This is a genomic window from Streptomyces sp. SN-593 (assembly GCF_016756395.1).
Classification (GTDB): domain Bacteria; phylum Actinomycetota; class Actinomycetes; order Streptomycetales; family Streptomycetaceae; genus Actinacidiphila; species Actinacidiphila reveromycinica.
Window position 1 is genome coordinate 7,352,562 of the sequence record NZ_AP018365.1, and the last position, 13,100, is coordinate 7,365,661.

Here is a 13,100-nt window from a genome sequence, read left to right on the forward strand (position 1 = left end):
ATGCCAGGCGCCGAAGGACTCCCTGCGCAGGATGACGCGATCGCGGTCATCGGCATGTCCTGCCGCCTGCCCAAGGCACCGGACCTCGACGCCTTCTGGCAGCTCCTCCGCAGCGGCGGCGACGCGATCACGCGGGTGCCGGCGGACCGGGAGCGGCTCGGCCGGCCGCGGGCGGGCGAAGCCCTGCCCGGCACCTCCTTCGGCGGCTACCTGGAGGGCGTCGACCGCTTCGACGCCGAGTTCTTCGGCATCTCCCCCCGAGAAGCCACCGCGATGGATCCCCAGCAGCGGCTGGTGCTCGAACTGAGCTGGGAGGCGTTCGAGGACGCCGGCATCGTGCCGGACACCGTCCGCGGCGACCGGATCGGCGTCTTCGTCGGAGCGAACCGCGACGACTACGCCGCACTGCTGCGCGGACGCGGCACGGACGCGGTCACGGCGCACAGCAACACCGGCCTCCAGCGCGGCATGATCGCCAACCGGGTCTCCTACGTCCTCGGACTGAGCGGTCCGAGCATGACCGTGGACACCGCCCAGTCGTCCTCGCTGGTCGCCGTCCACCTGGCGTGTGAGAGCCTGCGCCGCGGGGAGTGCACCAGCGCGCTGGTCGGCGGGGTCAAGCTCAGCATCAGCCAGGAGACGGCAGCCGAGGAAGCGATGTTCGGCGGCCTCTCGCCGGACGGCCGTTGCTTCACGTTCGACGCGCGCGCCAACGGCTACGCCCGCGGCGAGGGCGGCGGCGTACTCGTCCTCAAGCCGCTGTCGAGCGCGCTGGCCGACGGCGATCCCGTCTCCTGCGTGATCCGCGGCAGCGCCGTCAACAGCGACGGCGCCAGCGACGGTCTGACCGTCCCGAGCAGCGCGGCGCAGGAAGAGGTCATCAGGCGCGCCCACCAGCTCGCAGGACTGGAGCCGGCGGACGTGCAGTACGTCGAGTTGCACGGCACCGGGACCCAGGTCGGCGACCCGGTCGAGGCGGCGGCGCTCGGGGCCGCGCTGGGCCGGGGCCGCCGCGAGCACGGCCCGCTCGCCGTCGGCTCGGTCAAGACGAACATCGGCCACCTGGAGTCCGCGGCGGGGATCGCCGGCTTCCTCAAGGTGGCGTTGGCCATCCGTGGGCGCGAGCTCCCGGCCAGCCTGAACTTCGACGAGCCGAACCCGCGGATCCCGCTCGACGAGCTGAACCTGCGGGTCCAGACCCGGACCACGCCCTGGCCGCGGGCCGACCGGCCGCTCGTCGCAGGGGTCAGTTCCTTCGGGATGGGCGGCACCAATTGCCACGTGGTGGTCGGCGAGGCGCCGGTGAGCGAACGGCCGGCGGTATCTGGGGGCGGAGAGGAGCCGGAGTCTGCCTCGGGGTCGGGGTCGGGGTCGGGGTCGGGGTCGGGGTCTGGGGGTTCGGTGGCGTGGGTGGTGTCGGCGCGGTCGGGTGGGGCGTTGGCTGCGCAGGCGGGTCGGTTGGCGGAGTTTGTGGGGGCTCGGCCGGAGCTCGGGGCCAGGGACGTTGCGTTGTCGTTGGCGGTGACGCGGACGACGGGGTTTGCGCATCGTCTGGCGGTGGTGGGTGAGAGTCGTGACCAACTGTTGGCGGGTCTGGTTGCGGCGGGTCGGGGGGAGGTGGTGCCGGGTGTGGTGTCTGGTGTTGCTGCTTCTGCTTCTGCTTCTGCTTCTGTTGGTTCTGGTGTTGGTGGTGGTCGGGTGGGGGTGGTGTTTTCGGGTCAGGGTTCGCAGCGGGTGGGGATGGGTTTGGGGTTGTGTGGGGTGTTTCCGGTGTTTGCTCGGGCGTTTGATGAGGTGTGTGAGTGTTTTGAGGGTTTGTTGCCGGGGTCGTTGCGTGAGGTGATTGGTGTGGGGGGTGGGGAGTTGGATCGGACGGTGTTTGCGCAGGCGGGGTTGTTTGCGGTGCAGGTGGGGTTGTTTCGGTTGTGGTCGTCGTGGGGTGTGGTGCCGGATTGTGTGGCGGGTCATTCGTTGGGTGAGGTGACGGCGGCTTATGTGGCGGGGGTGTGGGGTTTGGAGGATGCGTGTGCGGTGGTGGCGGCGCGGGGTCGTTTGATGGAGGGGTTGGGTGGGGGTGGGGCGATGGTGGTGTTGGATGCGTCGGGTGTGGAGGCGGAGGGGTTGGTGGCGGGGCGTGTGGGGGTGTCGGTGGCGGCGGTGAATGGTCCTCGGCAGTCGGTGATTTCGGGTGTGGGGTCGGTGGTGGAGGAGTTGGCGGGGGTGTGGCGTGCGGGGGGTGGGCGTGTTAGGCGGTTGCGGGTGGGTCATGGGTTTCATTCGCCGTTGATGGATCCGATGTTGGGTGAGTTTCGGGGGGTGTTGGAGGGGGTGTCGTTTGGTGAGCCGGGGTTGGTGTTGGTGTCGGGGGTGGTGGGGGCGGATGTGCGGGATCCGGGGTATTGGGTGGGGCATGTGCGGGGGACGGTGCGTCATCACGATGTGGTGGAGGCGATGCGGGCGCGGGGGGTGGGTGTGTTTGCGGAGTTGGGTCCGGATGGTGCGTTGTCGGCGATGGATGAGTCGGGGGTGTCGTTGTGGGTTCCGGCGTTGCGTGGGGGTGGGGATGAGGCGGAGTCGGTGGTGCGGGCGGTGGCGGGGTTGTATGCGGCGGGTGTGGACGTGGATTGGGCCGCGGTGGCCACCGCCGCCGGTGGGGGTGGTGGGGGTGCGAGGACGGTTGCTCTGCCGACGTATCCGTTCCAGCGCCGGCACTACTGGCCCAAGGCCGTCACCGCCGTCGATCACGACGGCGACCCGACCGACGGCGCGTTCTGGCGGGCGGTCGAGAGCAACGACCCCGAGGCGCTCGCCGGGGTGCTCGGCCTGATCGCCGGCCGATCGGTCGTCGAACCGCTGCTGCCCGCCCTCTCCGGTCTGCGCCAACGTCAGCGCGTTCGTGCGAAGTTCGACGCGCAGCTTTACCGCGTGGCGTGGGAGCCGGTGACCGCGGACGTGCGGCCGGCGGCCGGCGGCGACTGGCTGGTCCTGGTCCCTCCGGGGTTCCCCGATGAGAGGGTGGCCGCCGAGGTACTGGAGGCACTGTCCGCCGGTGGCGACGCGGTCCACCGTCTTGAGGCCGACCCGTCGCAGGTCGACGCCTTGCTGGCTGCGCGTTGCCCCGAGGCCGTCGGCGTGCTCTCCTTCCTGCCCCCGGGAGAGCCGGTCGTCGACGGCGTCCCGCTGTGGAACGCCACGGTCGAGGCAGTACCTGCCGAGTCGACCGACCGGCCCGGCGACCCGCGGCAGTCCGTGATCTGGGACCGGCCGTCGATGGCGGGCGGCCGCGGCGGCCTCCTCGACCTGCCCCGAACCTGGGACGCCACCACCCGGGACCTGCTGCGTGCCGTGCTCGGCGGCCGGTACGGCGAGGACCGGCTGGCCCTGCGCACGGCGGGCGTGCTCGCCAGGAAAGTGCGCGTCGCTCCCGTCGACGCCGACCCGTCGAGGCCGCCGTGGCAGCCGCAGGGCAGGGTTCTGCTGGCCGGCGCCGACAGCGGACCGCTCGCCGAGGTACTCACCCGATGGCTGACCACCGCGGGCGCCGAGGTCGTCCGGGGAACGGACCTGCCGCAGGACGCCAGCGCGGTCGTCTACCTGCCGGACCACCAGGCCGGGACACGCTCCATCGAGGCGCTGCTCCACCTGCACGACCAGAGCGTCGACCGCGAACTGTCGGCGTTCGTCGTGATCTCCTCTGCCGGCGCCCACCTCGGGGTCGAGCAGGACCCGGACACGCGTGCCTACGGTGCCTTCGCCGATGCCCTGGTGCGCCTGCGCCGGGCGGCAGGCTGCGCGGCCACCTCGGTCGCCTGGCACGGTGCCGGCTCCGGAGCCGTCGACGGCCTGCGCCACACCGACCCGGACGACCTGCCCGACGTACTTGCCTGGACCGTGGGACACGACCACGCGTCCGTCGTCATCGCGGACATCACCGAAGAGCTGCGCTCCACCATCCTGAGCGGATCACGTCATGGGGTGACGCCCGATCAGCACGGCGGCGCCCTGGCCACCGGCTGGTCGGGGGCGGACGGCGAACGCCGGCTCGCCCGTCTGGTCCTGACCCTTGCCGCCGAGGTACTCGGTCACGACGGTCCACAGGACGTCGATGCCGACCGGAGCTTCCGCGAGCAGGGCTTCGACTCCTACAGCGCGGTCGACCTCCGCAACCGGTTGAAGAGCGCCACCGCACTGCAACTGCCCGCCACCGTCCTGTTCGACCATCCGACGCCGACAGCACTGGTGGCCTACCTGCGGCCGCGGCTGACCGGTGAGCGCGAGGTCGTGCGGGAAACGCCTGCCGCGGTTGCGCGGATGCAGGAACCGGTAGTGATCGTCGGTATGGGGTGCCGGTTCCCGGGCGGAGTGGAGGACCCGGAGGGCTTCTGGCGGTTGATCGCCGCGGGGACCGACGCGATGGCGGGCTTCCCGACGAACCGCAACTGGGACCTGGAGCACTTGGACGGCGCCGACTCCGATGCCGCGGGCGCGGCCTTCGCCCGGGTGGGCGGGTTCCTGGAGGGTGCCGGCGGCTTCGATGCGGAGTTCTTCGGGATCAGTCCGCGTGAGGCGTTGGGGATGGATCCGCAGCAGCGGTTGCTGTTGGAGACGTGCTGGGAGGCGCTGGAGGACGCGGGCATCACTCCGGGTTCGCTGAAGGGCACCGACACGGGTGTCTACGCAGGGGTCACCGCGCTGGGGTACCGGGTCGGCGAGCAGGACGGGGCCGGCGGCTTCGGGATCACGGGGACGACGGCGAGTGTGGCGTCGGGCCGGGTGGCGTACGCGCTGGGGTTACAGGGCCCTGCGGTGTCGGTGGACACGGCGTGTTCCTCGTCGTTGACGGCGATTCACCTTGCGGCGCAGGCGCTGCGGTCCGGTGAGTGCGGGGTCGCCCTGGCCGGCGGCGTCACGGTGATGCCCAACCCGGACATGTTCACGGAGTTCGCTCGGCAGCGGGGGTTGGCTGCTGATGGGCGGTGCAAGCCGTTCGCGGAGGCGGCTGACGGGACCGGGTGGGGTGAGGGTGTCGGGGTTCTGGTGTTGGAGCGGTTGTCGGATGCGCGGAAGCGTGGGCACCGGGTGTTGGCGGTGGTCTCCGGTAGTGCGGTGAACCAGGACGGGGCCAGCAATGGTTTGTCGGCGCCGAATGGTCCGTCGCAGCAGCGGGTGATCCGGGCGGCGTTGGCGAGTGCGGGGTTGCAGCCTGCTGATGTCGATGTGGTGGAGGCGCATGGTACGGGTACGGCGTTGGGTGATCCGATTGAGGCGCAGGCGCTGTTGGCGACGTACGGACAGGGTCGGCCGGAGGGTCGGCCGTTGTTGTTGGGTTCGGTGAAGTCGAACATCGGTCACACGCAGGCGGCGGCTGGTGTGGCGGGTGTGATCAAGATGGTGCAGGCGATGCGGCACGGGATGGTGCCGCAGACGTTGCATGTGGATGCTCCGTCGTCGCACGTGGACTGGTCGGCGGGGGCGGTGGAGTTGCTGACGGCGCCGCGGGAGTGGCCGTCTCATTCCGGTCCGCGTCGGGCTGGGGTGTCGGCGTTCGGGATCAGCGGCACCAACGTCCACTTGATTCTTGAGCAGCCCGCGCAGGACGTGTCCGCGGGGGATGTCCCTGTCCTGGATGGGGTGGAGTCTGCCTCGGAGTTGGGGTCTGGGTCTGGGGGTTCGGTGGCGTGGGTGGTGTCGGCGCGGTCGGGTGGGGCGTTGGCTGCGCAGGCGGGTCGGTTGGCGGAGTTCGTGGGGGCTCGGCCGGAGCTCGGGGCCAGGGACGTTGCGTTGTCGTTGGCGGTGTCGCGGACGACGGCCTTCTCGCATCGTGTGGTGGTGGTCGGCGAGGACCGTGAGCGGTTGGTGGCGGGTCTGGCTGCTGTTGCGGATGGTCAGGAGGCGCCGGGTGTCGTTACCGGTGTGGTGAGTGGGAGTGCTGGTTCGGTGTCTGGGCCGGTGTTTGTGTTCGCGGGTCAGGGTGCGCAGTGGGTCGGGATGGGGGTGGAACTGTGGGATGGGGAGCCGGTGTTCGCGGCAGCGATGGAGCGCTGCGCGGTGGCGTTGGAGCCGTTCGTGGAGTGGCGGTTGCGTGATGTGCTGGGTGATGCGGGGTTGTTGGGGCGGGTGGATGTGGTGCAGCCGGCGTCGTGGGCGGTGGCGGTGAGTTTGGCGGAGTTGTGGCGTGCGTATGGTGTGGAGCCCGCCGCGGTGGTGGGTCACAGTCAGGGTGAGATCGCTGCGGCGTGTGTCGCGGGCGGCTTGTCCTTGGAGGATGGCGCGCGGGTGGTTGCCCTGCGTAGTCGGGGGTTGGCGGGGCTTGCTGGCTCGGGTGGGATGGTGTCGGTGCCGGCGGGGTTGGGTGAGGTGGGGGAGTGGATCTCCGCGTGGGGTGATGACTTGTCGGTCGCGGCCGTCAACGGCCCCCGCCAGGTCGTGGTGGCGGGTGCCGCGAGGGCGTGCACGGAGTTCGCGGAGGCGTATGCGGATCGGGGTGCGCGGCGGATCGCGGTGGACTACGCCTCCCACACCGCGCATGTCGAGGCCGTCGAGGAGCGTCTTGCCGGGGATCTGGCGGGGGTGTCTCCGGTTTCTGGTTCGGTGCCGTTCTTCTCCACGCTTGAGGCCCGCGTGCTGGATACGGCTGAGTTGGATGGTGGGTACTGGTTCCGGAATCTGCGTCGGACGGTGCGGTTCGGTGAGGTCGTCGCGATGCTGGCGGCGGAGGGTCATCGGGTGTTTGTGGAGGTGAGTCCGCATCCGGTGTTGGGGTTGGCGGTCGCGCAGGCCGGTGAGGATCTGGTCGCTGCGGGCACGTTGCAGCGCGGCGATGGCGGCCGGAGCCGCTGGCTGACCGCACTGGCCGGTGCGTATGCCGCCGGTGTCGAGGTGGACTGGACCGCGGTGACCACCGCCGCCGGCGCCAGCAAGGTGGCTCTGCCGACGTATCCGTTCCAGCGCGAGCACTACTGGCCGAAGGCTGTGGCCGGTCGTGGGGATGTTTCGTCGGTGGGGCAGGAGCGGGTGGGGCATCCGTTGCTGGCGGCGGCGGTGTGGCTGGCCGAGGGTGACGGGTTGGTGTTGACGGGGCGCCTGTCGTTGGGGGCGATCCCGTGGCTGGCCGACCACGCGGTCCACGGCACCGTCCTGCTGCCCGGCACGGCCTTCGTGGACTTGGCGGTCCACGCGGGGGATCTGGCCGGTTGCGGCGTGCTGGAGGAGTTGACGCTCCAGGAGCCCCTGGTCCTGCCGGGCTCCGGTGGCGTGCAGCTTCAGGTCCACGTCGGCGACAGCGACGATGACAGCGGCCGGCGAACGGTCACGGTCTCCTCCCGCGACGGAGACGGCGAGTGGGTCCGGCATGCCGTGGGCGTAATGGCCGCAACTGATGGTGAGCCCGTTCCGGCCCCGCTGGCCGCTTGGCCGCCAGCCGGCGCGGAGCCGGTTCCCGTCGATGACGCCTACGAGAAGCTCGCCCAGCGCGGTTACGGCTATGGTCCGGCCTTCCAGGGCCTGCGCCAGGTCTGGCGCGCCGGGGACACGGTCTACGCCGAGGTGGAGCTGCCCCAGGCCGCGGAAGCCGATGCGACCGGGTTCGGTCTGCACCCTGCTCTGCTCGACGCCGCGCTGCACGGCCTCCTGGCCGTCGGCGCCGGCAGTGGCAGCGGCGGGACGGAACTGCCGTTCGCCTGGTCCGGGGTGCAACTGCTGGCGAGCGGTGCCCGCCAGTTGCGCGTGGCGTTCGCTTCCGAGCCGGGCGGAGTCTCGGTCGCCGCATTCGACGGTGTGGGTGAACCCGTCTTACGGGCACGGTCGTTGGCGCTGCGTGAGGCTTCCGCTGGTCGGCTGACGATCGCCGGTCGGCAGTCGCAGCAGTCACTGTTCACGGTCGACTGGGTGCCATTGACGGTACATCAGGTCTCTGGCGCTGTGCCGGAGTGGGTGCGGCATGGTGAGCCGGTCGGCTCCGCGCCGGTGGTGGTGGCGGTGGTGCCGGCTGCGGAGCCCGGGGTGTCGGCGCCGCAGGCAGCTCAGGTGGCCGCGGCGACGGTGCTGGGTTGGGTGCAGCAGTGGCTGGCCGATCCCGCGACCGATGGTTCGCGGTTGGTGGTCTGGATCCGGGGCGCGGCCTCCGGCCTGGATCTGGCCGGTGCGGCGGTGGTGGGTCTGGTGCGCTCGGCGCAGTCCGAGCACCCGGGCCGCCTGGTCGTGGTCGATGTCGACCCGTCAGCCGGTCTCGACCCGGACCGTGACGCCGACGTGGACACCGTCCTGGCCCTGGCCATGGACGCCGATGAACCCGAGGTCCGCATATCGCCGGCCAGTGATGGTGGGGGAGTCGCGGCGTTCGGCCGGCGGTTGGTCCGGGCCGGGGCGTCCGGGGAGCTGGTGCTGCCGGGGGGTTCGGGTTGGCGGGTGGAGGTGACGCGGCCGGGTGACCTGGGCAGTACCGCTGTCGTCGATGCTCCCGAGGCGGACGCGGCGCTGCTGGAGGGGCAGGTGCGGGTGGGGCTGCGTGCGGCGGGGGTGAACTTCCGAGACGTGGTCGCCGGCCTGGGGATGGTCTTCGACGGCCGGGTCCTTGGCCTGGAGGCCGCTGGGGTCGTGCTGGAGGCCGGCCCAGGGGTGGAGGGTCTGGCCGTCGGTCAGTCGGTGATGGGTCTGGTGCCGGGCTGGGGCCCGGTCGGGGTTGTCGACAGCCGACTGGTGGCCGCCGTCCCGCGGGATTGGTCGTTCCAGCAGGCCGCGGCGGTGCCGGTGACATTTCTGACGGCGTTCTACGGGTTGCGGGATCTGGCCCAGGTCCGTCCCGGTCAGCGGGTCCTCATCCATGCCGGAACCGGTGGTGTCGGCACGGCCGCGGTGCAACTGGCCAAGGAATGGGGGCTGGAGGTCTTTGCGACGGCGAGTCCGGCCAAGCAGCCCGCGTTGCGGGCCATGGGCGTGGACGACAGCCACATCGCCTCGACCCGTGATCTCGCGTTCTGCGACCAGTTCCTTGCCGTGACTGGTGGCGAGGGCATGGACGTGGTGGTGAACGCGCTGGCCGGGGAGTTCACGGACGCGTCGCTGCGGTTGCTGCCGCGGGGCGGCCGGTTTGTCGAGATGGGCAAGACGGACATCCGCGACCCCGAGCAGGTGGCCCAGACCTACCCGGGGGTGGTCTACCGGGCGTTCGACCTGATGGACGCCGGTGTGCCGAGGGTGGCGGAGATGCTGGCCGAGCTGGGAGTGATGTTCGAGGCGGGGACGCTGGTTCCGCCTCCGGTGACGTGCTTCGAGCTGTCGCAGGCGGTGGCGGCACTGCGCCATCTCCAGGCCGCCCGCCATATCGGCAAGGTCGTGCTGAACGTCCCCGCTCGGTGGGATCCGCAGGGGACGGTGCTGGTCACGGGCGGTACCGGGACCCTTGGCGGGGAGTTGGCCCGGCACCTGGTGGACGTGCGTGGCATGCGGCATCTGCTGCTGTTGTCCCGGCGCGGTCCGGCGGCTCCGGGAGCCGCGCGCCTGGTCGCGGAACTCGCCGGATCCGGTGCGGAGGTGCGGGTGCAGGCTGGCGATGCCGCCGACCGCGATGCCCTCGCCTCGGTCCTGGCCAGGGTTGCGGTCGACCGTCCGTTGACGGCGGTGGTGCATGCCGCCGGGGTGATCGACGACGCGACCGTGGAGTCGTTGACGGCTGAGCGCATGGCGCCGGTCCTGGCGGCGAAGGCGGACGCGGCCTGGAACCTGCACGAGTTGACCAAGGGCGCCGGCCTGGCCGGCTTCGTCCTCTACTCCTCTGCCATGGCCGCCCTGGGCAGCCCGGGCCAGGGCAGCTACGCCGCCGCGAACGCGTTCCTGGACGCACTCGCCGCCCACCGCCGCGACCGGCACCTGGCCGGTCAATCGTTGGCGTGGGGGCTGTGGGCCCAGGCGTCGGGGATGACCGGGCACCTGGATGGTGCTGACCTGTCGCGTCTGCGCCGCGGTGGTGTTCAACCGATGGCGACCGAGCGGGGCCTGGCGCTGTTCGAGGCCGCTACCGCGTTGGGCGCGCCGCTGGCCGTCCCGGCCCGACTGGACCTGGCCGCGTGGTCGCGGGCCGGGGGGCCGGTGCCTCCGCTGCTACGCGGTCTGGTCACCGGTGGTGCCTCCGTGCGCCGGTCCGCGGCTGTGGCCGCCGTCGTGGGTGGTCTGGCGGCCCGGTTGGCCGCGCTTCCGCCCGCCGATCGTGAGCAGGAGGTCCTGCAGATCGTCCGGGCCGCCGCAGCCGTCATCCTGGGCCATGCCGGCCCTGGGGAGATCGACTCGCAGCGGGCGTTCCGGGACATGGGCATCGACTCGCTGACCGGGCTGGAGCTGCGCAACCGGCTGGCGAACGAGACGGGCCTGAGCCTGCCCGCCACCCTCGTCTTCGACTACCCCGCCCCGCTGGAGCTCGCCCGGTATCTGGTCGCAAAGGCGTACGGGACCGACGGCGCGGCCTCCGTACCTGCCGTATCGGCGGTCCGCGTCGGTACGGACGAGCCGGTGGCGATCGTCGGTATGGGGTGTCGGTTCCCAGGCGGGGTGGAGGACCCGGAGGGCTTCTGGCGGTTGATCGCCGCGGGGACCGACGCGATGTCGGGCTTCCCGATGGATCGCGGGTGGGAGACGCCGGGCCTGTCCGAGTCCGGTGACGCGTGGCCGGCCTATGCCCGGGTGGGTGGTTTCCTGGACGGTGCGGGTGAGTTCGATGCGGAGTTCTTCGGGATCAGTCCGCGTGAGGCGTTGGGGATGGATCCGCAGCAGCGGTTGCTCTTGGAGACGTGTTGGGAGGCGCTGGAGGACGCGGGCATCACCCCAGGTTCGCTAAAGGGCACCGACACGGGTGTCTACGCCGGAATCATCACGTCGGAGTACCGGGCCGGTGAGCAGGACGGCGCGAGCGGCTACGGCATCACCGGAACCCACGCGAGCGTGGCCACGGGTCGGGTGGCGTACTCGCTGGGGTTGCAGGGGCCTGCCGTCTCGATCGACACGGCGTGTTCCTCGTCGCTGACGGCAATTCACCTTGCGGCGCAGGCGCTGCGGTCCGGGGAGTGCGGGATCGCGCTGGCCGGCGGCGTCATGGTGATGGCCACCCCTGGGACGTTCACGGAGTTCGCGTTGCAGCGGGGGTTGGCTGCTGATGGGCGGTGCAAGCCGTTTGCGGAGGCGGCTGACGGGACCGGTTGGGGCGAGGGCGTCGGTGTTCTGGTGTTGGAGCGGCTGTCCGTGGCCCGTGAGCGTGGGCACCGGGTGTTGGCGGTGGTGGCGGGCAGTGCGGTGAACCAGGATGGCGCGTCCAACGGGTTGTCGGCGCCGAATGGTCCGTCGCAGCAGCGCGTGATCCGCCAGGCGCTGGCCAGCGCGGGGCTTCAGCCCGCTGACGTTGACGTCGTGGAGGCGCACGGTACCGGCACCGCGTTGGGTGACCCGATCGAGGCGCAGGCGCTGCTGGCCACTTACGGTCAGGGCCGGCCGGAGGGTCGGCCTCTGTTGTTGGGTTCGGTGAAGTCGAACATCGGTCACACGCAGGCGGCTGCGGGTGTGGCGGGTGTGATCAAGATGGTGCAGGCGATGCGGCACGGGGTGCTGCCGCAGACCCTGCACGTGGATGCTCCGTCGTCTCACGTGGACTGGTCGGCCGGAGCGGTGGAACTGCTCAGCACGCCGCGGGAGTGGCCGGTGGGGTCTGGTCCGCGGCGGGCGGGTGTGTCGGCGTTCGGGATCAGTGGCACCAACGTCCACCTGATCCTTGAGCAGCCCGCGCAGGAAGCGGCTGCCGTGGAGATTCCCGTCCTGGAGGGGTCGGGGTCGGGGGGTTCGGTGGCGTGGGTGGTGTCGGCGCGGTCGGCTGGGGCGTTGGCTGCGCAGGCGGGTCGGTTGGCGGAGTTCGTGGGGGCTCGGCCGGAGGTCGGGGTCCAGGACATTGCGTTGTCGTTGGCGGTGTCGCGGACGACGGCCTTCTCGCATCGTGGGGTGGTGGTCGGGGAGGACCGTGAGCGGTTGGTGGCGGGTCTGGCTGCTGTTGCGGAGGGTCAGGAGGCGCCGGGTGTCGTGACCGGTGTGGTGCGTGGGAGTGCTGGTTCGGTGTCTGGGCCGGTGTTCGTGTTCGCGGGTCAGGGTGCGCAGTGGGTCGGGATGGGGTTGGAACTGTGGGATGGGGAGCCGGTGTTCGCGGCGGCGATGGAGCGGTGTGCTGCTGCGTTGGAGCCGTTCGTGGAGTGGCGGTTGCGTGATGTGTTGGGTGATGAGGGGTTGTTGGGGCGGGTGGATGTGGTGCAGCCGGCGTCGTGGGCGGTGGCGGTGAGCTTGGCGGAGTTGTGGCGTGCGTATGGCGTGGAGCCGGCGGTGGTGGTGGGTCACAGTCAGGGTGAGATCGCGGCGGCGTGTGTGGCGGGCGGTCTGTCTTTGGAGGATGGTGCGCGGGTGGTGGCGTTGCGTAGTCGGGCGTTGGCGGGTCTTGCTGGCTCGGGCGGGATGGTGTCGGTGCCGGCGGGGTTGGGTGAGGTGGGGGAGTGGATCTCCGCGTGGGGTGATGACCTGTCGGTCGCGGCCGTGAACGGTCCTCGGCAGGTGGTGGTGGCGGGTGCCGCGAGGGCGTGTGTGGAGTTCGCGGAGGCGTACGGAGATCGGGGTGCGCGGCGGATCGCGGTGGACTACGCCTCGCACACCGCGCATGTCGAGGCCGTTGAGGAGCGTCTGGCGGAGGACCTTGCGGGGGTGTCTCCGGTTTCTGGTTCGGTGCCGTTCTACTCCACGCTCGAAGCTCGCCTGGTGGATACGGCTGAGTTGGATGGTGGGTATTGGTTCCGGAATCTGCGTCGGACGGTGCGGTTCGGTGAGGTCGTCGCGACGTTGGCGGCGGAGGGGCATCGGGTGTTCGTGGAGGTGAGTCCGCATCCGGTGTTGGGGTTGGCGGTCGCGCAGGCCGGTGAGGATCCGGTTGCGGCGGGCACGTTGCAGCGCGGCGATGGTGGCCGGAGCCGCTGGCTGACCGCGCTGGCCGGAGCGTATACGGCTGGCGTGGAGGTGGACTGGGCGGCGGTGACCGCTGATGGCGGCCGGGCGGTGAAGGTGGCTCTGCCGACGTATCCGTTCCA

Annotated in this window: 1 protein-coding gene (only partly in view); it reads left to right on the plus strand. The window is 71.1% G+C overall.

All coding sequences use genetic code 11. The features are described 5' to 3' along the window. Positions 1-13,100, plus strand: the 5' portion of a protein-coding gene (locus RVR_RS38755; protein WP_202237299.1) for a type I polyketide synthase. Its footprint extends 8,971 nt past the window's final position; the window shows 13,100 of its 22,071 coding nt (coding positions 1-13,100); it begins with the start codon at positions 1-3; the stop codon falls past the right edge of the window.